The organism is Providencia sp. PROV076 (assembly GCF_028483405.1).
In the GTDB taxonomy this organism is placed as follows: Bacteria; Pseudomonadota; Gammaproteobacteria; order Enterobacterales; family Enterobacteriaceae; genus Providencia; species Providencia huaxiensis.
This window is the reverse complement of sequence record NZ_JAMPRR010000001.1, coordinates 108870-130566: the sequence shown is the minus strand read 5'-3', so window position 1 is coordinate 130566 and position 21697 is coordinate 108870. Positions and strand designations below refer to the sequence as shown.

The 21697-nt window shown below is 42.7% G+C and carries 18 protein-coding genes, 1 pseudogene and 1 riboswitch; of the genes and pseudogenes, 9 read left to right on the top strand and 10 right to left on the bottom strand.

All coding sequences use genetic code 11. The features are described 5' to 3' along the window. Window positions 1-13: 13 nt before the first annotated feature. The 3 genes from rpoD to rpsU form a co-directional block, all read right to left on the bottom strand. Window positions 14-1867: an RNA polymerase sigma factor RpoD gene (rpoD, locus tag PSF67_RS00565; RefSeq protein ID WP_102137848.1), complete on the bottom strand. Its 1854-nt coding sequence runs from the start codon at window positions 1865-1867 to the stop codon at window positions 14-16. Between the two features lie 187 nt (window positions 1868-2054). Beyond that, window positions 2055-3800 carry a DNA primase gene (gene dnaG / locus PSF67_RS00560; protein ID WP_272676354.1) on the bottom strand — a complete coding sequence of 582 codons (1746 nt, stop codon included), beginning with the start codon at window positions 3798-3800 and terminating at the stop codon, window positions 2055-2057. Between the two features lie 170 nt (window positions 3801-3970). Then, window positions 3971-4186, bottom strand: a complete 216-nt coding sequence (gene rpsU / locus PSF67_RS00555; RefSeq protein WP_001144069.1) for a 30S ribosomal protein S21 — start codon at window positions 4184-4186, stop codon at window positions 3971-3973. Between the two features lie 330 nt (window positions 4187-4516). On the opposite strand from rpsU, the gene tsaD reads away from it, so the two are divergent. Continuing rightward, window positions 4517-5536 (top strand): tRNA (adenosine(37)-N6)-threonylcarbamoyltransferase complex transferase subunit TsaD, encoded by a 1020-nt coding sequence (tsaD, locus tag PSF67_RS00550; RefSeq protein ID WP_272676352.1) that lies wholly within the window; start codon window positions 4517-4519, stop codon window positions 5534-5536. 86 nt (window positions 5537-5622) lie between these two features. Here the strand turns inward: tsaD and PSF67_RS00545 are convergent, their stop codons facing one another. Together PSF67_RS00545 and plsY are read right to left on the bottom strand one after the other, a co-directional pair. Continuing rightward, complete coding sequence (locus tag PSF67_RS00545) at window positions 5623-7155, bottom strand: methyl-accepting chemotaxis protein (protein WP_102137845.1); 1533 nt, start codon at window positions 7153-7155, stop codon at window positions 5623-5625. A 277-nt stretch (window positions 7156-7432) separates the two neighbouring features. Continuing rightward, window positions 7433-8089, bottom strand: coding sequence for a glycerol-3-phosphate 1-O-acyltransferase PlsY (gene plsY / locus PSF67_RS00540; RefSeq protein ID WP_125890346.1), 657 nt, complete (start codon window positions 8087-8089; stop codon window positions 7433-7435). 107 nt (window positions 8090-8196) lie between these two features. Here plsY and folB point away from each other — a divergent pair, with 107 nt between their 5' ends. Then, window positions 8197-8556, top strand: coding sequence for a bifunctional dihydroneopterin aldolase/7,8-dihydroneopterin epimerase (gene folB / locus PSF67_RS00535; protein WP_102137844.1), 360 nt, complete (start codon window positions 8197-8199; stop codon window positions 8554-8556). A 39-nt stretch (window positions 8557-8595) separates the two neighbouring features. Here the strand turns inward: folB and PSF67_RS00530 are convergent, their stop codons facing one another. Both PSF67_RS00530 and PSF67_RS00525 read right to left on the bottom strand, forming a co-directional pair. After that, window positions 8596-9825 carry a multifunctional CCA addition/repair protein gene (locus tag PSF67_RS00530; RefSeq protein ID WP_239978427.1) on the bottom strand — a complete coding sequence of 410 codons (1230 nt, stop codon included), beginning with the start codon at window positions 9823-9825 and terminating at the stop codon, window positions 8596-8598. A 14-nt stretch (window positions 9826-9839) separates the two neighbouring features. Continuing rightward, complete coding sequence (locus PSF67_RS00525) at window positions 9840-10454, bottom strand: TIGR04211 family SH3 domain-containing protein (RefSeq protein ID WP_272676349.1); 615 nt, start codon at window positions 10452-10454, stop codon at window positions 9840-9842. Between the two features lie 280 nt (window positions 10455-10734). On the opposite strand from PSF67_RS00525, the gene PSF67_RS00520 reads away from it, so the two are divergent. The 5 genes and pseudogenes from PSF67_RS00520 to PSF67_RS00500 all read left to right on the top strand — a co-directional run bounded on the left by PSF67_RS00520 (window position 10735) and on the right by PSF67_RS00500 (window position 16850). Then, window positions 10735-11697 carry a CYTH domain-containing protein gene (locus PSF67_RS00520; protein ID WP_272676347.1) on the top strand — a complete coding sequence of 321 codons (963 nt, stop codon included), beginning with the start codon at window positions 10735-10737 and terminating at the stop codon, window positions 11695-11697. Between the two features lie 12 nt (window positions 11698-11709). After that, complete coding sequence (glnE, locus tag PSF67_RS00515; protein ID WP_272676345.1) at window positions 11710-14556, top strand: bifunctional [glutamate--ammonia ligase]-adenylyl-L-tyrosine phosphorylase/[glutamate--ammonia-ligase] adenylyltransferase; 2847 nt, start codon at window positions 11710-11712, stop codon at window positions 14554-14556. Window positions 14557-14647: 91 nt separating this feature from the next. Further along, complete coding sequence (gene hldE, locus PSF67_RS00510) at window positions 14648-16075, top strand: bifunctional D-glycero-beta-D-manno-heptose-7-phosphate kinase/D-glycero-beta-D-manno-heptose 1-phosphate adenylyltransferase HldE (RefSeq protein ID WP_272530195.1); 1428 nt, start codon at window positions 14648-14650, stop codon at window positions 16073-16075. 150 nt (window positions 16076-16225) lie between these two features. Beyond that, window positions 16226-16504 (top strand): annotated as a pseudogene (locus PSF67_RS00505) (type II toxin-antitoxin system HicA family toxin). Next, window positions 16497-16850, top strand: coding sequence for a type II toxin-antitoxin system HicB family antitoxin (locus tag PSF67_RS00500; protein WP_272530197.1), 354 nt, complete (start codon window positions 16497-16499; stop codon window positions 16848-16850). Before PSF67_RS00505 ends, PSF67_RS00500 begins: the two are co-directional and overlap by 8 nt. 40 nt (window positions 16851-16890) lie before the next feature. Here PSF67_RS00500 and ubiK read toward each other — a convergent pair whose 3' ends face one another. Continuing rightward, on the bottom strand, window positions 16891-17157 hold the full coding sequence (gene ubiK / locus PSF67_RS00495; RefSeq protein WP_102137837.1) for a ubiquinone biosynthesis accessory factor UbiK: 267 nt from the start codon (window positions 17155-17157) through the stop codon (window positions 16891-16893). Window positions 17158-17415: 258 nt separating this feature from the next. After that, a riboswitch (FMN riboswitch) is annotated at window positions 17416-17567 on the top strand. Window positions 17568-17725: 158 nt separating this feature from the next. On the opposite strand from ubiK, the gene ribB reads away from it, so the two are divergent. Together ribB and ygiD are read left to right on the top strand one after the other, a co-directional pair. Beyond that, the gene (gene ribB / locus PSF67_RS00490; RefSeq protein ID WP_102137836.1) at window positions 17726-18379 is read left to right on the top strand and encodes a 3,4-dihydroxy-2-butanone-4-phosphate synthase; all 654 of its coding nucleotides are present in this window, start codon (window positions 17726-17728) and stop codon (window positions 18377-18379) included. Window positions 18380-18616: 237 nt separating this feature from the next. After that, a complete protein-coding gene (ygiD, locus tag PSF67_RS00485; protein ID WP_272676342.1) occupies window positions 18617-19420 on the top strand; it encodes a 4,5-DOPA dioxygenase extradiol in 804 nt (267 codons plus the stop codon). A gap of 83 nt (window positions 19421-19503) precedes the next feature. On the opposite strand, the gene PSF67_RS00480 is transcribed toward ygiD, so the two are convergent. Together PSF67_RS00480 and PSF67_RS00475 are read right to left on the bottom strand one after the other, a co-directional pair. Further along, entirely contained in the window at window positions 19504-20667 is a 1164-nt protein-coding gene (locus tag PSF67_RS00480; protein WP_102137834.1) for a glutathionylspermidine synthase family protein, read from the bottom strand. A gap of 6 nt (window positions 20668-20673) precedes the next feature. Continuing rightward, a complete protein-coding gene (locus PSF67_RS00475; protein ID WP_102137833.1) occupies window positions 20674-21378 on the bottom strand; it encodes a DUF1190 family protein in 705 nt (234 codons plus the stop codon). Window positions 21379-21697: the final 319 nt, after the last annotated feature.

Below are 21697 nucleotides of genomic sequence, written 5' to 3'. Positions count from 1 at the left end.
ATAAATCAACTAATTACTCGTCAAGGAAACTGCGCAGAACTTCTGAGCGGCTTGGGTGACGTAATTTACGTAATGCTTTCGCTTCGATCTGACGGATACGTTCACGGGTAACATCAAATTGTTTACCGACTTCCTCAAGGGTGTGGTCAGTATTCATATCGATACCAAAACGCATACGTAGCACTTTTGCTTCACGAGCGGTTAAGCCTGCTAACACCTCGTGAGTTGCAGAGCGTAAGCTTTCTGACGTTGCAGAGTCTAAAGGTAGTTCTAAAGTTGTATCTTCAATAAAATCACCTAAATGTGAATCTTCATCATCACCAATAGGGGTTTCCATAGAGATAGGTTCTTTAGCAATCTTCAGTACTTTACGAATTTTATCTTCCGGCATTAGCATGCGTTCTGCCAATTCTTCTGGCGATGGCTCACGGCCCATTTCTTGCAGCATTTGACGAGAGATACGGTTCAGTTTGTTGATAGTTTCAATCATGTGAACCGGGATACGAATAGTACGTGCTTGGTCAGCGATTGAACGCGTGATAGCCTGACGGATCCACCAAGTTGCATAAGTTGAGAACTTATAACCACGGCGATATTCAAACTTATCAACGGCTTTCATCAGGCCGATGTTACCTTCTTGGATCAGGTCAAGGAACTGCAAGCCACGGTTGGTGTATTTCTTAGCGATAGAAATTACCAAACGTAAGTTTGCTTCAACCATCTCTTTCTTCGCACGGCGTGCTTTCGCTTCACCGATAGACATACGACGGTTGATATCTTTAACTTGTTCAATTGTCAGACCCGTTTCTTCTTCAATTTGACGCAGTCTTTGCAGGCAACGTAGAATTTCTTCTTCAACTTCAAGTAGTTTTTCTGACCAAGGCTTGTTCATTGCTTTTGCAGCAGTTAACCAAGTTTCGCTGGTCTCATTACCACTAAATAAAGTAATGAAGTTTTTCTTCGGCATCTTACATTGTTCAACACACAGTTTCATGATGGTACGCTCTTGTAAGCGAACTCTGTCCATCATTTCACGCATGTTATTGACCAAGTAGTCAAATTGCTTAGGAACTAAACGGAATTCTTTAAATACTTCGGAAAGCTGCTCAATAGCGGCAGCCGTTTTCGCATCACTACGGCCATATTGTTTAATATGTTGACGCGTTTTTTCATATTGCTCGCGAAGATCAGAGAATTTTTGACGCGCTAATTCAGGATCGATGCTGTTATCGTCATCGCTATCGCTGTCATCGCCGTCTTCATCTTCTTCGTCTTCGTCATCGTCTTTATCAAGCTCTGCTTGTGGTAATTCAGAGCCAACGTGAGTTGCTGTTGGTGCAAGATCTTCTTCCGCGTTAGGGTCAACAAAGCCGGTGATTAAATCAGATAAACGGCTTTCTCCTGCTTCAACACGGTCATATTGCTCAAGAAGATAGGTGATAGCCTCAGGATATTCAGCAACAGAGCACTGAACCTGATTAATACCATCCTCGATGCGTTTTGCAATGTCGATTTCGCCTTCTCGTGTGAGAAGCTCGACGGTACCCATTTCACGCATATACATGCGGACTGGGTCGGTTGTACGGCCGATTTCACTTTCAACACTGGACAGCACTTGTGCAGCGGCTTCTGCTGCATCTTCATCAGTATCGGAAGTATTTTCAGCCAAAATTAAATCATCGGCATCAGGTGCTTCTTCCATGACCTGGATGCCCATGTCATTAATCATCTGAATGATATCTTCAATTTGATCTGAATCGACGATATCTTCCGGCAGATGGTCGTTGACCTCGGCATAGGTTAAGTAACCTTGCTCTTTACCCTTGGTTACGAGTAGCTTAAGCTGCGACTGCGGGTTTTGCTCCATAAGACGGTATCCACACTTCTGAGTATTTTAATTGGTGTCGGTCGGCGAAACATTCGGCCAACAAGAACATACAAAGGGAATATTTATTATTCGCTACGCCCTTTATTTTCGTAGCATTTTACAGGCATTTGCCTTGTGTTTATCGGCACTTAAGCCGTTTAAAATATTAATTCTGTTTTGGGTTAGATTATATTTTCACTCTTGAAAGAGTGATTAAGCGGACTTCTTCGCGCTCTTCTGGGGTCAGCCCTTCAGTTCGTTCTTTTGCTATCAAATAGTCAAAACGTTCGTCGAGTGCGCTATTAAATAGATGGTTTAACGCATCTATAAAGGTATTTTCCGCTATCTCCTCTATTTCTATATCGTTCCACGTTGCTAGTTTTTCAAGCTGTTTCGAAAATTTATTATCACGATAACGCTCTAGCAACTGCCCAGTTGACATTCCGGGGGTGGAACGGCAAACATCAACCAATTCCTGAAATAGAGAAAGCCCCGGCATTTGAATATGGGCGATCCCCTCTAATGAGGGAACAAGCTCCGAAAAGTTCGGATTCTGTACCAACAGCGCGATAAGTATTCGCATTGTGGTTGGTTTTAATTTGGGCGCCTGATAGTTAACTTGTTCTGTGCTCTCTCTATCAATCATAGCAAGAACTTGAGAAATATCCGGTATACCAATAAAATTTCCTAGCTCTTGTGCCATATAAAGGCGCAGCGTTTCACCAGGTATTTGTTTAATCAAAGGGATAGCCAGTTTACTAAATTTTGCTTTCCCTTCTTGCGTTTTTAAATCTACCTGAGGCACAAGTGAATCAAATAAAAAGGCGGAAAGGGTTTGAGCATCTTTCATGCGTTGCTCAAAAGTCTCTTTGCCTTCTTTACGCACTAATGAATCAGGGTCTTCACCATCGGGTAAAAACATAAAGCGCAGCTGGCGACCATCCGTTAGATAGGGAAGTGCTGTTTCCAGTGCCCGCCAAGCCGCTTCTCGGCCAGCGCGGTCGCCATCATAACAACAAATAACTGTATCTGTTGAACGATAAAGTAGCTGAATATGTTCAGAGGTTGTTGATGTGCCAAGTGAGGCAACCGCATAGCGGATGTCATACTGAGCGAGAGCAACAACGTCCATATAGCCTTCAACTACGAGTAACTTCGCTAATTCACTACTATTTTGTGTTGCTTCATAGAGGCCAAATAATTGACGACCTTTATGGAAAATATCAGTTTCGGGAGAGTTTAAGTATTTGGGAAGGGCATCCCCTAACACACGCCCACCGAAGGCAATTACACGACCACGTCTATCCCGAATTGGGAACATGACACGCTCTCTAAAACGGTCATAGATTCGGCCATTATCATTTGTCACTAACATGCCTGCATCATCAAGCTGTTTGCGACTTTCTGGGTTTACAGCGAATTTTTTGAGTAAATTGTCCCAGCCCGCAGGGGCGAAACCAATCGAAAAATGCTCAATAATTTCAGCGCTTAAACCACGTTGGCTTAAATAATCTTTCGCTTTATTAGCCGAAGAATGACTTAAGGCAGCACAGTAAAATTGATTAATTTTTTCCATCAACTGATATAAATTTTGCCGTTGATGAAGTTCTATTTGGCTTGAACCCGTTCCTTTTTCATAAGGGACATCAAGGCCATGCAGTGCAGATAATTCTTCAACAGCTTCGACAAAATCGAGTTTGTCATAATTCATCAAAAAATCGATAGCGTTGCCGTGAGCACCACAACCAAAACAGTAATAAAATTGTCTTTCACCGTTTACGGTAAAAGAAGGTGTTTTTTCATTATGGAACGGACAACAAGCGTGATGGTTTTTACCCTGTTTTTTTAATGGGACTTTTGCATCTACTAAATCAATGATGTCAGTTCTTGCTAACAAGTCATTGATAAATGAACGCGGAATTCGTCCAGCCATAAGCCTCTTTTTCGCCTGTTGATGAACGATAATAAGCCGCGCTTCCTTGAGGAAAGCACGGCCTTTAACTGCTTAGCTATTTACTACTACAAAAACTAAGTGACTACGAGAGAAACCAACGTTTTGTATTAGCTATCGTCTGTAATGAATGCAGTTTTCACTGCAAACAACTAGTACAGACGAGTACGGCGTGCGTTTTCGCGAGCCAGTTTCTTAGCGTGACGCTTTACAGCTGATGCTTTAGCGCGTTTACGTTCAGTCGTTGGTTTTTCATAGAATTCACGACGACGAACTTCAGCTAAAACACCTGCTTTTTCACAGGAACGTTTGAAACGACGCAGTGCAACGTCGAATGGCTCGTTTTCACGTACTTTAATTACCGGCATGTGCCTCTCACCTCAATAGAAATCGGTTTGTTGCTGGTACTGATTCACCAGCCTTCATTTAAAATGGTGCGGAATTTTACTTCAATGAGTACGGGTTTGTAAAGTGCCGTATAAAATTGAATCACACAAGATTACCTGATTTGCAGTTCATTCGATGAAAAAGCAAACAAAACCAGATAATAATGAGAATTAGCCACACGAAATTTTTTATTACAGGGGACTGATTATAGACTATACAGTCAGGAAAGTCAGCCTTTTACCAACATTAATTACGCGATTGCGCGAAAATAGTGATAGACTTGCTGTTATGCAATAAACAAGGGTAGTGCAATGCGTGTTTTAGGTATCGAAACCTCTTGCGATGAGACGGGTATCGCAATTTATGATGATGAGCGTGGCTTATTAGCCAATCAATTATACAGCCAAATTAAAGTTCATGCAGATTACGGTGGTGTCGTGCCTGAATTGGCTTCGCGCGATCATATTCGCAAAACAGTGCCGTTAATTCAAGCCGCGCTGAAAGAAGCTAATTTAACAAGCCAAGATATCGACGCTGTCGCTTATACTGCGGGCCCAGGTTTGGTAGGGGCTTTAATGGTAGGTGCAACCGTTGGGCGTTCATTAGCTTTTGCATGGAATGTTCCAGCCGTGGCGGTTCATCACATGGAAGGCCATTTATTGGCTCCAATGTTAGAAGAGAAAAGCCCTGAATTTCCTTTCGTTGCATTACTGGTTTCTGGTGGGCATACCCAGCTTATCAGTGTGACGGGAATTGGTGAGTATGAGCTACTTGGCGAATCCATCGATGACGCGGCAGGTGAAGCGTTTGATAAAACAGCGAAATTATTAGGTTTAGACTACCCTGGCGGCCCTGTGCTATCTCGCATGGCGCAGCAGGGTACTGCGGGCCGTTTTGTTTTTCCTCGCCCAATGACAGACAGGCCAGGGCTTGATTTTAGCTTCTCAGGGTTAAAAACCTTTGCAGCCAATACCATTCGTGAAAATGCGGATGACGACCAAACCCGAGCAGATATTGCGAGAGCCTTTGAAGATGCCGTGGTAGATACTCTAGCAATTAAATGCAAACGCGCTTTAGAACAAACAGGGTTTAAACGCTTAGTGATGGCGGGGGGCGTTAGTGCTAACCGCGCACTCAGAGCTAAAATGGAAGACGTTCTTAAACAGCGCGGCGGTGAAGTTTTTTATGCACGCCCTGAATTCTGTACGGATAACGGCGCGATGATTGCTTTAGCGGGGCTTATTCGCCTTAAAGGTGGGTCAACGACAGGGCTTGGTGTAACAGTTCGCCCGCGTTGGCCACTGGCGGAATTGCCAGCGTTAGAAAAATAACATCGCTGATGAGTTTATGTTTTTGATAAAAAGGGCTGGGTGACAGCCCTTTTACTTTTCAATTAAATATTAATGTAAAACAACGATTAGTGTAAGACAACGACCGCATCTTCAAGCCTGCTTGAACGAGCTTTTACCATATTTGATGTCTCTGTACTTTGCTCTACCAGTAATGTGCTTTGTTGTGTGATGGTTTCGAGCTCACTTACCGCTTGGGTAATATCGGCGATCCCAGCCGCTTGTTCAGAGGTTGCTTGGCTAATATGGGTAATCAATTGCGTGACATTCTGTATTTGGTCAACAATCTCCTTCATGGTGTCCCCTGCCGTATTTACTTGATTTTTCCCTGAATTGACTTTCTTTTCGCAATCATTAATTAATTCGCGAATATCATTCACTGCGCTTGCACTACGGCTTGCGAGGCTGCGTACTTCATTTGCGACAACAGCAAAGCCTTTGCCTTGTTCACCTGCACGAGCGGCTTCTACAGCGGCATTTAACGCGAGTATATTAGTTTGAAATGCGATGTCTTTAATCACATCCGTAATGGAATTGATTTTGCTGGTACTATTAACAATCTCATTCATGGTATCGACAACGGCTTCCATCATTGCACCGCCATTTACTGCGGTTTCGCTAGTGGTATTAGAAAGCTGATCAACTTGGATTGTATTATCGGCATTCATTTTTACAGAAACAGCCATTTGGTTCATGGTCGCAACGGTTTGTTGCATATAACCGACGGTTTGCTGAGTATGCGTTTCTAATTCACCACAATCGGAGACTAAAGATTCACTGCCTTTGCGGACGTTATCAACTTGTTCGGAGACATCTTTGATTAGCCAGCGGCAAACCAGTCCAAGTTGCCCTATAGCGCGTAATACTAAGCCAATTTCATCTGTACGTTGCATATGGTTAACGCTATGTTGATTTCCTCGTGCAATACCAAGTGCTTGTTGGGTGATGTTTTCCAATGGTGTGGCGAGCATTTTTTCAAATATCACATTACCGACCAGTAATGTGATAAATGTGCAGATGCTCATGATTAAAAGGGATCCGATTGGTTGCAAAACAACGCTTGCCATGATGAGCCAAAGAATAAACAACAGGCTCATGACGAGTCGGATACGCCAGCGTGTTGAACATATAGAAAAGTGAAACGGTATTTTTTTAGAAAGTACAATTCCCTTAAAAATTTTTCGTTTACTTCTATTTTCATTCATTGCGGTATAGAGCGGTTCTACTGTCGCAATTTCTTGGCGTGTTGCACGGGTTCGAATGGACATATAGCCCGTAATGACACCTTTGCGTTCCACTGGGATGATATTGGCTCTAACCCAGTAATGGTCACCATTTTTCCGACGGTTTTTTACAATACCAGTCCAAGGTTCTCCTTTTTTAAGTGTTGCCCACATGTCGGCAAAAGCTTCTTTGGGCATATCTGGATGGCGGATAATATTGTGCGGACGTGTTAATAACTCATCTAATTCATAACCACTAACTTGGACAAAGAAATCATTAGCGTGAACAATGTTTCCTTGCAGATCGCTAGTTGTCATCAATGTGATATTTTCATCTAACACATATTCATTTTGAGTGATATAAGGGGTTCTGCTCATTACAATACCATTATTATTGTTTAATTTTCCTTTTATATAGTCGACAGCTTTTAAATATTCCTTAGTAATAATTTTGCAATAATTTAACTTTTCTTTAAAAGTGTGCGCTAGTTATGGCTAAAATGTAACGCAGCACAAATTGCTACCAGTACAGTTTTAAGGAGGGATATCGCGCTGTTGTTATTGATGGGCTTTTTTGGGAAATTTTAAACAAGGCAAAATAGCATAAAAAAAGAGCTGAAATCAGCTCTTCTTAGGGAAAAATCAAATGTAACGATCAGTCATCCTGTTCTTGCTCTTTGGCTTCTTGGGCTATTTCTTTATTGGTTTTTTGTTTTTTGTTTTTCAGTTTTTGCCAAATACGGCTTTCTTGGCCGCGCCAAAGGCGTTGTATATTACCGTGATGGCGGACTAACACTAAACAAGACAACATGGCAACAGGGAAGGTGAATTCAGGTTTGAACCACCAAACATAAAAGGGAGCAAGTAAGGCACTGACAATCGCGCCGAGTGATGAATAACCACTAAGCAATACTGTAAGTAACCATGTCCCTGCGACTAAACCAGAAAGATCCCAACCAATAGCGGCAATTGAGCCAAATGCAGTTGCTACACCTTTTCCGCCTTTGAAACGAAAGAAAATGGGATATATATGCCCAAGACAGGCTGCAATTGCAACAAAGCCAAGATAGAATGGCTGCACATTTAAATAATAAGCAAGCCAAACGGGTATCATCCCTTTTAATACGTCACAAATGAGTACCCCGGCAGCGGCGGCTTTACCGCCTACACGCAATACGTTAGTTGCACCAGGGTTACCAGAGCCGTGTTGACGGGGGTCGGGTAGTCTCGCCAAACGGCAGATCAGTATCGCACTCGAAACTGAGCCGCAAAGATAGGCGAAGATTATCATGCCAAGCGCGGTTGCACTCATAGCTAACTCCAAAACGGTTAAGGCCATAAATTCACTTCAGTCTTGGATAATACGCATATTTTTGCTGAAGTGGTATCAATTCAGTACATAAATGAGAAAATGACGTGATGGATATCGTATTTATTGAGCAATTATCAGTCATCACCACGATTGGTGTATATGACTGGGAACAAGATATTGAACAGAAACTCGTGCTCGATATCGAAATGGGATGGGATAACAAACGCGCGTCTATGAGCGATAATGTAGAATATTGCCTAGATTATGCCAAGGTTAGTCAGGCTATCCTCGCTCATGTAGGGAATAACAAGTTTGGGTTAGTAGAACGTGTTGCTGAAGAAGTTGCACAATTATTGATGACACAATTTGCTAGCCCATGGGTTCGTATTAAGGTCGCTAAGCCGGGAGCCGTGGCGCGAGCCAAGCAGGTTGGGGTTGTTATCGAAAGAGGCGTGAAAAGCGCTTAAATGATGACTGGCGGTGTTCAGCCGCCAGCTTTATGAGTGTTAGATGATTTGTTGTTGCTGCCAACCTGCAACGGCTTCAATACGTTGTCGCGTAAGTTCTTGGCGGATTTCAGGGCCTTGAAAGCCTTGTTCAATAATTGGTTTTACTTCAACGGACTGTGCAATGGAAAAAGCTTGCCTGAAGTACCGTCCTTGTGGATAGGCTTGTTGTTCAAGGCCTAATCGACCTCTTGCATCCGCCTCGCTGATTAAACTGAGTTGTTCAATACGTTCTGGTTTACGCCAGCTATCAAGCCCATCAAAAATCGCAATGAGCTCATTAGCAGGTAATTTATTGATAATATGGATTTTATCATGATAGCGAGCCGCTAGACGGGCTAAGTCCCGAGCGGTAGTTGGCACTTTTAATCTTGCGCAGAGTGCTTCTATTAATGGGATACCTGCTTCACCGTGGTTTGGGTGACTTGGCCAAACATCCGGTGGTGTCAGCGCTTTACCTAAATCATGGCATAAGGCAGCAAAGCGAATATCCACACTGTTAGATAGCTCGGTAACCACTTTCATTACCATTAGGGTGTGAATGCCAGTATCAATCTCTGGGTGCCATTTTTCAGGGGCTGGGACACCAAATAGTGCATCAACTTCAGGAAAAAGAACGGCTAAAGCACCACATTGGCGTAAAACGTCAAAATAAATCTGTGGGGAGTTTGATTTCAGTGCTTTTTCGGTTTCTGTCCAAACGCGCTCGGCGGTGAGGTGAGATAATTCCCCTGTTGCGGCCATTTTTTGCATTAATGCTAATGTTTCAGGCGCAATCGTAAAACCTTGTTCAAAGTAGCGAGCGGCAAATCGCGCAACCCGTAAGACCCGTAAAGGATCTTCAGAAAATGCGTCAGAAACATGACGTAAAATACGGTTGTTGAGATCTTTTACGCCTTGGAATGGGTCAACAATTTCGCCTGATCCACTTTGTGCTATCGCGTTAATTGTTAGATCGCGACGTAGTAGATCATCTTCAATGGTGACATCGGGAGCGCTATAGCAGCTAAAGCCAGTATAGCCCGCGCCAGTTTTACGTTCTGTTCGGGCTAAAGCGTATTCTTCATGGGTTTTTGGATGTAGGAAAACAGGAAAATCCTTTCCGACTTGTTGAAAACCTTGAGATAGCATTGCCTCGGGTGTTGTGCCAACCACCACGTAGTCCCTATCTGAAATAGGTAGTCCAAGAAGTTGGTCACGTACAGCCCCCCCCACGAGATAGACTTTCATTTGAATGGCCTCAATTACATCCAACCATCATTACGTTTTTTACGACGTGGAATAATGTGCGGTAAAATCAAACCTAAAATTAAGCCAACACCGGCGACGCCACCACCATACATAAACCATTGTAAAATCAATTCACGACGGCGATCATCTAAGTTGACCTCAGCAATTTCTAGCTTTTTGCCGGATTTGATCAACTCATTTTTTAATTTTTCATTTTCAGCTTTTAGTTGGCTGACGATATTGTCATTATCAGCGACTTTTTGCTGCATATCTGCAGTTCGTGTATTCCACGTGCTATCAATATTGTCGAGCTGTTGACGTAGTTTTTGGTTTTCAGCTTCAAGTTCTGGAATGCGAGTTTTCATACTTGGTGTATTACTGAGTTGCTCAATGGGTAACCAGACCGTTCTGCCTTTTTCATCGCGAACTTGTGCAAATTTGTTATCTGTGGAGAGCAGTTCAACTGCTTCCCCGGCATTGAGCGTACCTACAATACGATATTTTGTGCCAGGTCCACTATGAACGTATGTGGATAAATCATCTGATACATAACGTTTTTCTGCTGCATGTGAATTTAAGGAAAGGCCTAGCCCCATGATTGAAATTAATAATAATGGAATTTTTCGCATGGTATTTACAGTCTTTTGATGGTGAATGAGTTTTATATTATTTGAATACTAATGAGTAAAACGCGAGGGTGCAAATCCTAAACGCAGATGTCTCTACAGTCTAAAGGAGAATGAGAACTATCCTAACTGTCTAAATTACCCTTGTTTTTACTTTGTTTTCAATATAACTCACTGAAAGAAATATGACAGGTAGAATTTTTGTTTATCGCACAGTTTCTTTTCTCAGCTTAGCTCGATTGGGGTAATATGAGTGAAGTGAAATAATTAAATAAGGATATGTATGAGCCACGTAGAGGTTGAACTCAAACTTGCTGCTAAGAGTTCCGCAATAGAGGCTGTACGACAGTGTCTATCGACATTGTCTCACCAATACAGTGAGCCGACGAAGTTAACCAATATCTACTTTGATACGGCAAATAAGCAGTTACGTCAGTGGGATATGGGCTTACGTATCCGAGGTTGTGATGGCCGCTATGAAATGACAATGAAAACGGCAGGACAGGCGGTAGGTGGTTTGCATCAACGGCCTGAATATAACGTTGACATAGATTCGCCAGAGCTTGATTTAGCGGCATTACCCGCTGAAATTTGGCCCGAAGGAACTGACATTTCACAGCTTAAGTCTGAATTAAATATCCTTTTCAGCACGAATTTTACGCGTGAAAAATGGTTAGTCACGTTTGAAGATAGCGAAATAGAAGTCGTTTTTGACCAAGGAGAGATATCCGCAGGTTCAAAGGATTTGCCTATTCAAGAGTTTGAATTAGAACTCAAAAAAGGTTTTATTGCTGATGTGCTCAATTTAGCAAAGAAATTTGCAGATATTGATGGTCTGCACCTGTCATCACTTAGCAAAGCTGCACGTGGATATTCATTGCTATCACCGTCAAAAGAGCCATTAGCTCGCCCTGACTCGGTGTTTGACTATGAAGAGCACCCCTTAGAAAAGTCATTAATGCATATGCAATTACTTTGCCAGCAGCATGAAGACTACTGGTTAGCAAATAGCAGCAATGCACGCCAAGGCTTCAGTGAGTTTTTACGTTTTGTTCAGGCATTTTTAGTGCATTATCAAAATTCAGTACCTCACTTTATCCATGACACGCCACTGGAACAATTACGTTCAGATATTGCCGATGAAACCATCAGTGCGGAGGATTTTTGCTATAGCAGCCAGTGGTTAAAGTGTAAATTAGCCTTTATCCAGTGGTTAAGTGCTTTAACCTATCAAGAAGCCCATTAAGGTATTGATAATATGCATGCTTTTCCTGAGTTATTACAAAGCCAAGGTGAACGCGTTTTAAGCCGAATAACGGAACAGGCTCACGAGTTACTGCCGTTAAGCGAACAAGAAATTCAGGTGCTGTCTTTCAGCGATTTTGCATTCAAGAAAGTACTCGTGCATTCACAGTTTTTACTTGAAATTCGTTCTCAGCCACCGAAAGCCGATGAATGGAAAAGTTATGCATCATGGTTATCACAAGAATTGTCGTCAGTTAGTCATGAAGAACATTTGATGCGAGTATTGCGCATCTTTCGCCACTATATATTAGTGCGCTGCGCATGGATGCAAGTGTTAGAAATAAGCACGCAAGAAGAAACGATTTATCAGCTCAGTATATTGGCGGAGACCTTGGTTGTTGCGGCGCGAGACTGGTTGTATCAAGAATATAGTCAGTCATGGGGAACCCCTTGTAACGCAGAAGGAAAACCGCAGCCACTATTGGTTTTAGGGATGGGAAAGTTAGGGGGCAGAGAGCTCAATTTTTCTTCAGATATTGACCTGATTTTTGCTTATCCAGAAAATGGGGTTACCCAAGGTGGCCGGAAAGAGTTAGATAATGCACAATTTTTTACGCGTTTAGGGCAAAAATTGATCCGCGTACTCGATCAAGTGACGGAGTATGGTTTTGTTTATCGGGTCGATATGCGTTTACGGCCATTTGGAGATAGCGGCCCGCTGGTTTTTAGTTTTTCTGCGCTAGAAGATTATTACCAAGAACAAGGGCGAGATTGGGAACGCTATGCGATGGTTAAAGCCCGTATTATGGGGGCTGATAGCCTGCATTATGAGGCGTGTTTGCGAAAACTTTTGCGTCCTTTCGTCTATCGTCGCTATATCGACTTTAGCGTGATCCAATCCTTACGTAATATGAAAAATATGATTGAGCGAGAGGTTCGGCGTCGTGGTTTGGTCAATAACATCAAATTAGGCGCTGGAGGGATCCGCGAAGTTGAATTTGTTTCACAGGTTTTCCAACTTATTCGAGGGGGGCGAGAACCTGTTTTACAGTCGCAATCCTTATTTTCAACATTACAAGGGATCCGAGAACTTGCATTATTAACTGAAGATCAAGTTGATATCCTGCAAGATGGCTACCTTTTCTTGCGTAGAGTCGAAAACTTACTGCAAAGTATCGATGACCAACAGACACAAACACTCCCTGAAGATACTTTAAACCAAACGCGCTTAGCGTGGGGAATGGGGTTTGCGGATTGGCCTGAGTTTTACCAACTTTTGAGCCAGAAAATGGCGGCAGTACATCAAATATTCACTGAGCAAATAGGCCAGGAAGATGACACTGAGAATACCGATGCATTCGATGAAATTTATATCACACTGTGGCAAAGTGAATTATCGAAAGAAGAATTAGCCGCCTATTTGCCCTCTAAAAATGAAGATATTGCACAACGCATTATTCACGGCATAGTGATGTTTCGCCATGATCTCAATAAACGCACCATTGGCCCTCGTGGACGGGATGTTCTTGATGAATTAATGCCTAAATTATTGGCTAAAGTCGGTGAACGTGATGATGCAGGCCAAGTCATTGAGCGCATCATACCACTGTTATTGAGCATTGTTAGCCGTACAACTTACCTAGAGTTAATGCTTGAATTTGATGAGGTTTTGACGCACGTTATTCGTTTATGTGCGGCTTCACCCATGATAGCGGAGCAGTTAGCGCGCCACCCATTGTTGCTTGATGAATTGCTCGACCCTCAATCCTTATACCAGCCTCTGCCACTAGCGGCCTACCGTGACGAGTTACGCCAATATTTAATGCGCGTTCCTGAAGATGACGAAGAACAACAACTTGAAGCATTACGTCAATTCAAACAGGCTCAATTATTACGCATCGCTGCTGAAGATATTTCAGGTGTTTTGCCGGTAATGAAAGTCAGTGATCATCTGACTTACCTTGCAGAAGCAATTATTGATGCGGTGGTACACCAAGCGTGGCAAAAAATGGTAAAACGCTATGGTGAGCCAGCGCATCTCGAGCAAAGTGACAAAAAACAATATGGGTTTGCGGTATTAGGTTATGGAAAACTAGGTGGCTGGGAATTGGGCTATGGTTCTGATTTAGACCTCGTTTTTCTTTTCGATTGCCCTTTAGATGTCGTCACCAACGGCGAACGTTCCATTGATGCACGCCAATTTTACTTGCGTGTTGCTCAACGCATTATCCATTTGTTTAGTACTCGAACCCCTTCTGGTGTGTTGTATGAAGTTGATGCGCGACTCAGGCCTTCCGGTGAGTCAGGGATGTTAGTCAGTACAATACAATCATTTGATGACTACCAAAAAAATGATGCTTGGACATGGGAGCATCAAGCACTCATTCGAGCTCGAATGGTGTTTGGTGATGAGGATTTACAACGGAAATTTATACAAACTCGCCACGAAACGTTGTGTATGCCAAGAGACCCTCACACCTTGCAGCAACAAGTGCGTGATATGCGGTTGAAAATGCATCAGCACCTAGGAAGCCATCAAGCTAATGAGTTCGATTTAAAAGCGGATCCAGGTGGGATCACCGATATTGAATTTATCGCGCAATACTTAGTTTTGCGTTTTGCCGCAGAAAATAACGTGTTAACACGTTGGTCTGATAATGTGCGTATTTTCGAGCTAATGGCGCAATATGGTTTCATGCCTGAAGATGAGGCGAATGCTTTAACTCAAGCGTATGTCACGATGCGTAATGAACTCCATCACTTAGCATTACAATCATTGCCAAGCCGTGTTGAAACAAACCAATTTACTCAGCAACGTGAACAAGTTTTAGCGAGTTGGCAAAAATGGCTTGAGGAATAAGGAACAAACGCATTTTATTTAGCTAAACAGCGCAATATGCTAGTATTGTTGCTAATTATTATTAGATTTCCTTTTAAAACTGGAGTGCAGGATGAAAGTAACTCTCCCGGATTATAAACAAGCCGGTGTGCTGGTGGTTGGTGATGTGATGTTAGACCGTTATTGGCATGGTCCTGCAAACCGAATTTCGCCAGAAGCCCCTGTTCCGGTCGTTAAAGTCACGATGGTAGAAGAGCGTCCCGGTGGCGCGGCTAACGTCGCGATGAACATTGCCTCGTTAGGGGCAAATTCACGTCTTGTTGGGTTAACTGGGATTGATGACGCGGCAAAAGCACTGACTGAAAATTTAAATGCGGTGCAGGTGCGTTGTGATTTTGTCGCTATTCCCACTCATCCAACGATTACTAAATTACGCGTACTTTCACGTAATCAGCAACTTATTCGCCTTGATTTTGAAGAAGGTTTTGAAAACGTGGATGTTGCCCCCGTACTGGAGCGCATAGAACAAGCACTGCCACACATTGGTGCACTAGTGCTGTCTGACTATGCAAAAGGGGCATTAACGCATGTTGAGAAAATGATAGCGCTCGCTAACAAGGCCAATGTTCCCGTTTTGATTGACCCGAAAGGAAACAATTTCGAACGCTACCGTGGGGCAACATTATTGACGCCAAATATGTCTGAGTTTGAAGCGATTGTTGGGCCATGTAAAAACAACCAAGACGTTGAAGAAAAAGGCATGAAGCTGCTTCACTCATTGGAGCTTAAAGCACTATTAATTACGCGTTCAGAGCAAGGTATGAGCCTGATCCGCCGTGATGAAGCCCCATTGCATTTACCTACTCAGGCACAAGAAGTGTTTGATGTGACTGGGGCAGGGGATACGGTTATTGGCGTATTGGCTGCGTCTATTGCTTCTGGTCGCCCACTACATGAAGCCTGCGCATTGGCCAATGCCGCAGCTGGCGTGGTGGTTGGTAAATTAGGGACTTCTACGGTTTCGCCAATTGAATTGGAAAATGCGATCCGGGGTCGCGCTGATACTGGTTTTGGTGTCATGACTGAAAATGAATTAAAACAAGCCGTTGAGAATGCAAGACAGCGCGGTGAACGTGTCGTGATGACGAATGGTTGTTTTGATATTCTCCATGCAGGGCATGTGTCGTATTTAGCCAATGCGCGTAAATTAGGCGACCGCTTGATTGTGGCGGTCAATAGCGATGCATCGACGCGCCGCTTAAAGGGTGAAACACGTCCAGTTAACCCATTAGAACAGCGTATGACCGTTCTAGGGGCTTTGGGGGCAGTGGATTGGGTGGTTGCTTTTGAAGAAGACACTCCGCAACGCTTAATCGCAGAAGTTCTGCCAGACATCTTAGTTAAAGGGGGGGATTACCGCCCTGAAGAGATCGCGGGCAGTGCTGAAGTGTGGGCTGCTGGAGGCGAAGTTAAAGTCCTTAACTTCGAAGATGGTATCTCGACAACGAATATCATCAAGAACATCATGAAAACCAGTTAATTTATTATTAGCTATTAAAAAAACCTCACTATGGAACTTCAAGCCAAGTGAGGTTTTTATTTATCTAAAATCAATATGGCGTCAAATATTGACGTCATATTTTTTTTGTTTTAGATTTTAACGTCACAATATGACGTCATGGAATAGACGATGATAAAAATGAGGGAACTGGGTTCGAAGCACCGTAAAACGATGGTGGATATACTCACAATTCCACCTAAATCAGGGCTCAAGTGGGGCGATGTAACAAGTTTAGTTTAGCATTTAGGCGGCACTATAAAGAATGGAAGTGGTTCACGTCGCAGGTTTGTTTTACAAAGTTTTTTGTTCCTGACACATCAGCCCCATCCAGGGAATACACTGGATAAAGGTGCGGTGAACGGGTTACGTGAGTGGTTAGAAAATACGATAGGGGTGGAATATGATTAAAAGCAGTAATGTGATGACGATAGACGGCCATCCTGCATCTGTTATCTATGAAGCTGAAATTAAAGCGTTTCGTGGTAAGTTTTTAGATGTAAGTGGTTACTGTGATTTTGTCTCTGATAGCATTGAAGGGTTAAAAAAAGAAGCGCGAATATCTTTAGCGGAATACATCGAAGGCTGCCAAAAAGAAGGGATTAACCCGTTCAAAGAACAAGAAACGGTAAAGTCATTTACGCTGCGTTACCCAAGCCGCTTGGAGGCTTATTTAAATGCGGTAACAACTGAACATAATGTTTCTAAAAACCAGTATATTGTTCAGTTGCTTGAACGCGAGCTGAATATCAAATAACAAAAGTGACGCCTTAGTCGGTGTCACTTTTTCAATTTAATTACTCAGACGTTTTTTCTTCTACATTTAAATGGGCTTCAAGTGCGCTAACACGTTGTTCCATTTTTGCTAATTTTTCGCGGGTGCGTAACAAGACTTGAGTTTGAATATCAAATTCTTCACGGCTGACTAAGTCTAATTTGCCGAGTTGTGATTGTAACAGTGAACGCAGTTTTTTATCAAAATCTTCACCTAAATCGCGTACGCCTTGCGGTAAAGCGCCTTGAATTTGGCGGGCAACTTGTTCAATTTTTTTCGGATCGAGCATTCGCGGGTCCTTCAGTTAATCAAGATATAATTAAGCGTAGTGTAATACCTCTTTTCGCCTTGTGCTAGCTCGAATTAGTTAGCGAAAAGGCCTAGGTGTATTATCTGTGATGAAAAAAGCTTGGTATTCGTCTGTGGCAGTAAAATTAACCTTGATAACCCTAAGTTTTTATTCATGTTTTTTGACTAAAAGTGTGAGTCGTTCGCCAATTTTGATTATCATCGTTGCGAACTTGAATTATTGGCGTTATATTAATTGCGTATATCTCAGGGCGGGGTGAAAGTCCCCACCGGCGGTAAACATGCATCACGCATGAAGCCCGCGAGCGCTTTACCATTCTGTGGTAAAGGTCAGCAGACCCAGTGTGAATCTGGGGCCGACGGTTATAGTCCGGATGGGAGAGAATTAACTGTATCTGCATATTTGTGCTATTACGCACAATAGTGTTCTGCATACCTGAATAGGTAAATGCCTTTTATTGGCTATTTATATATTCACCATTTCTCGTATTCCTAAGACTGCCTTGATTCTGGTAACTAGTTAATAACTATTTAAGAGGTTTTTTACCATGGATCATTCGCTACTTTCTGTATTCGGTAATCCTATCGAACGTGTTGAAAATGCTATCGAGGCTTTACGCCAAGGTAAAGGTGTTCTTGTTCTCGATGATGAAGATCGTGAGAACGAAGGCGATCTAATTTTTGCAGCAGAAACCATGACCGCTGAGCAAATGGCATTTACCATTCGTTATAGCAGTGGGATCGTGTGTCTTTGTATTACTGAAGAGCGTCGTAAGTTGCTCGAATTACCGATGATGGTGGAAAATAACACCAGCCAAAACCAAACGGGTTTCACGGTAACTATCGAGGCCGCGAAAGGGGTTACCACGGGCGTTTCCGCAGCGGATCGTATCACCACTATTCGTGCTGCAATTGCAGATAACGCAGTCCCTGCCGACCTAAATCACCCAGGCCACGTTTTCCCATTACGTGGGCGTGACGGTGGGGTATTAGCACGTCGTGGCCACACTGAAGCATCTATCGACCTTGCGACTCTAGCGGGTTTCAAACCTGCCGGTGTGTTGTGTGAGTTGACTAATGATGATGGTTCTATGGCTCGTACTCCAGAAGTCGCTGCATTTGGTAAGCAGCATGGCTTGACGGTGGTGACGATTGAAGATTTAGTGCAATACCGTTTGCAGCATGAAAAGAAAGCGAGCTGATCCTCTTAGAGGAAGAGCTCTAGATAGAGGTTTTGATAAGTTTAAATATTAATAAGCTAAGTTATTTAAATTATTAATAGTACGTTAAGCATATAGAATATCTTGAAGGCCACTGAGTTGCACACCTCGTGGCCTTTTCAATTTATTTGATGATCATACTCATAATTAGCCCACTGTGTTTCTTGCTGAAAAGCGTATGCTGTAGGGAGAAACTAATTGAGTTGGAGTTTAATCATCATGTCGGTAAATACTTCAGTGGTAAAAAATAAGATCCCTGCCATTTTTATTGGCCATGGTAGCCCGATGAATGCGATTGAGGATAATCCTTACACTCAAGCGTGGGAAAAACTCGGTAAAGTCTTACCTCGGCCAAGCGCAATTTTGGTGATTTCAGCTCACTGGTATACGCGTGGCACTGCTGTGACTTCAATGTTAGAACCACAAACGATTCATGATTTTGGTGGTTTCCCCGAAGCCTTGTATCAAATCGAATATCCTGCCCCTGGTTCTCCTGAATTAGCTCAGCAAGTTGCATCATTATTAGCTCCTGAGCCCATTCACCTTGATGAACAAGAGTGGGGATTAGACCACGGTACATGGGAAATTTTAGTACGTATGTATCCAGAAGCCGATATTCCTGTGATCCAGCTGAGTATCGATGGTAGTAAACCTGCTACTTGGCACTATGATCTCGGAAAAAAGTTATCGGTTCTAAGAGAAGAAGGCGTACTAATTATGGGAAGTGGCAATGTTGTACATAATCTACGGGCGATGAATTGGCAAAATTCTCATGCCGAGCCGTATCCATGGGCAATATCTTTTGAAAAGTTTGTGTATGATAATCTGCAAAGTCATGAAGTGCCTCATCCATTGACTAAAGGGTTGGAACGGGAGGATGGGAAATTATCGAACCCATCACCAGAGCATTACTTGCCTATTTTACCTATTTTAGGGGCTTGGGATGGGCAAGAAGAGATCAGTACACCGATTGAAGGAATTGTGTCGGCATCGTTAAGTATGCTGTCTATTCAGGTAGGATAAGTTTTTCTTCTATGGAATTGATTGATAAAAAAGCCCAAATCATATTGCTATGTTTTGGGCTGAGCTTTTAATTTTAAATACGATTAATCGATGATCGTATGTGGATAAAAGCGTGATAAGTCTTGAGTGATCAGTTCTTTATCTTCACGAATACAGATCCCCGCTGGTTGATCATTCACCAACCAGCTTCCGACTAAGGTGTAGCTACCTTCAAATTGTGGAAGTGGGTGGAACTGTTGAATAATCATACCTTCTTCGCCGTATGGGCCGTCTGCGGCTGCAATTTCCTTGCCATTTTCGATAATACGGATATTGGCACCTTCACGAGAAAATAGTGGCTTAATGACGTATTTTTCGAGTTCTGGTTGGGTTTTGCCATCTGCGAAATAAGCAGGTAGTAAATTTGGGTGATCAGGGAACATTTCCCATAACATTGGCAATAAGGCCTTGTTAGAAATGATGCTCTTCCATGCAGGCTCTAACCAGCGCACGCCAGCGTCTTGCAATTTAGTTGAGAAAATTTCTCTTAGCATAAATTCCCACGGATATAGTTTGAACAGGTTACTAATCACCTGATCTTGTGTATCCGAAAACTCACCTTTTTCACCTAGACCAATTTCGTCGATATATAAGAATTCAGTGGCAATACCCGCTTCATTGGCGCAATCTTGTAAATACTGAACGGTACCGCGATCTTCTTCTGTGTCACGGCAACAAGACATATGTAACAAGCGAAAACCATACTGATCTTTTAATTGCGTAAAGCGCTCGATCAATTGCTCTTGAATACTATTAAACTGATCAGCATTTTCAGGTAATTTCCCTGCTTCAATTTGATCTTCTAACCAGATCCATTGGAAAAATGCAGATTCATATAATGAAGTTGGAGTATCCGCGTTATTTTCTAAAAGCTTAGGTGGGTTAATACCATCGTAAGCAAGGTCAAGCCTAGAATATAACGAAGGTTGCTCGCTTTTCCATGAACTGCGAACAAATTCCCAACAATGTTTAGGGATCTGAAAACGCGCCATTAACTCATCGCTTTCAACAACACGTTCAACCACTTTTAGGCACATTTGATGCAACTGTTCGGTTGCATCTTCGATTTCTTCAATTTGTGCCATCGTGAATTGGTAATACGCATCTTCTGACCAGTAAGGCTCACCATACATAGTATGAAATTCAAAGCCAAACTCAGAGGCTTTCTCGCGCCAGTTTGGGCGCTCTACTATAGGAACTCGTTTCATTACTTATCAACCACCCATCGAACGGGAAGAAGAAGTTGATTTTGCAGAAGAAGATGAACGCTGTGCCATCGCTTGTTTATTGACGGTGTCACCAAAACCGCCACGAGTCACGGTTGAAGTTGTTGGTGGTTTAGGTGCCATGGCGGTTTTTGGTACGCTCATTGAACGACCACCTGCAACGGCAGGGCCATAGCTTTTACCTGAAGCGTCAACAAACTTACCGTTGGCTGGGCTCGCTGGGTTTTTCGAGCTGAATAATGGTTGTGATGCAGCGCTACCGCCCATCATACGGCCCATCATATAACCCATCATTAATGGCATCCACATACTACCGCCACTACTTTGTGCTTGAGCAGTTTGTTCACCATTTGTTGAGCTAGTGCCTGCAAGACCCGCTTGAGCAGGGGCTTGAGTACACATAGATTCACCAAACTCAGCAATACAGTCAGCCTGAGTTTCATATTTAGGTGCAGTTTTAGCAGCTTCTTGTAGTGCATTATTGTAAGCGACGGTGCACTGTTCGGCTTGTGATGGGTTCGCTTGGCTACAATCTTGCGCGTTGGTGTACAGTGATACAGTTTCATCGCTTTCTTCACAAGCGGAAAGCATAAATACGGCACTGACCGCAACAGCCACAGGCGCTAAACGGTATGAACGCCAAGACTTACGGAAGGCGCTCTGATTAATATCTTTGGTACGCTTCATGGTCATGGTAATTACCCTGAATTTAATTAAGTAAGATGTTTTTAGATGTTAGCTCTAGGATAGGGGATAACCGCTGAAAATTAAAGCAGAAATATAGGAGAAATGAGCTGAATTTATCATTTTTATAACTTTCTGCTATTTTTTTCTAATTAGCCGAGTATTTATTGAAGAGTAAAATAATATTTTTATTTAATATCAATAAATTAACCGAAGGTTGTTTTTTGAACTAAAACGTAGTGAACAGAGTGAGAATTCACTGAATTTGTACCATAGGCTAATGAAAAGGGGTTGTAAGCGGGCCAATTAGTACAAATTAGCAATTCTA

Coding starts and splice junctions, on each gene's coding strand:
- rpoD (WP_102137848.1), bottom strand. CDS start 1,867: ATGGAGCAAAACCCGCAGTCGCAGCTTAAGCTACTCGTAACCAAGGGT.
- rpsU (WP_001144069.1), bottom strand. CDS start 4,186: ATGCCGGTAATTAAAGTACGTGAAAACGAGCCATTCGACGTTGCACTG.
- hldE (WP_272530195.1), top strand. CDS start 14,648: ATGAAAGTAACTCTCCCGGATTATAAACAAGCCGGTGTGCTGGTGGTT.
- tsaD (WP_272676352.1), top strand. CDS start 4,517: ATGCGTGTTTTAGGTATCGAAACCTCTTGCGATGAGACGGGTATCGCA.
- PSF67_RS00475 (WP_102137833.1), bottom strand. CDS start 21,378: ATGACCATGAAGCGTACCAAAGATATTAATCAGAGCGCCTTCCGTAAG.
- PSF67_RS00525 (WP_272676349.1), bottom strand. CDS start 10,454: ATGCGAAAAATTCCATTATTATTAATTTCAATCATGGGGCTAGGCCTT.
- ubiK (WP_102137837.1), bottom strand. CDS start 17,157: ATGCTCGATCCGAAAAAAATTGAACAAGTTGCCCGCCAAATTCAAGGC.
- PSF67_RS00545 (WP_102137845.1), bottom strand. CDS start 7,155: ATGAGCAGAACCCCTTATATCACTCAAAATGAATATGTGTTAGATGAA.
- glnE (WP_272676345.1), top strand. CDS start 11,710: ATGCATGCTTTTCCTGAGTTATTACAAAGCCAAGGTGAACGCGTTTTA.
- plsY (WP_125890346.1), bottom strand. CDS start 8,089: ATGAGTGCAACCGCGCTTGGCATGATAATCTTCGCCTATCTTTGCGGC.
- PSF67_RS00500 (WP_272530197.1), top strand. CDS start 16,497: ATGATTAAAAGCAGTAATGTGATGACGATAGACGGCCATCCTGCATCT.
- PSF67_RS00530 (WP_239978427.1), bottom strand. CDS start 9,825: ATGAAAGTCTATCTCGTGGGGGGGGCTGTACGTGACCAACTTCTTGGA.
- PSF67_RS00480 (WP_102137834.1), bottom strand. CDS start 20,667: ATGAAACGAGTTCCTATAGTAGAGCGCCCAAACTGGCGCGAGAAAGCC.
- ygiD (WP_272676342.1), top strand. CDS start 18,617: ATGTCGGTAAATACTTCAGTGGTAAAAAATAAGATCCCTGCCATTTTT.
- PSF67_RS00520 (WP_272676347.1), top strand. CDS start 10,735: ATGAGCCACGTAGAGGTTGAACTCAAACTTGCTGCTAAGAGTTCCGCA.
- ribB (WP_102137836.1), top strand. CDS start 17,726: ATGGATCATTCGCTACTTTCTGTATTCGGTAATCCTATCGAACGTGTT.
- folB (WP_102137844.1), top strand. CDS start 8,197: ATGGATATCGTATTTATTGAGCAATTATCAGTCATCACCACGATTGGT.
- dnaG (WP_272676354.1), bottom strand. CDS start 3,800: ATGGCTGGACGAATTCCGCGTTCATTTATCAATGACTTGTTAGCAAGA.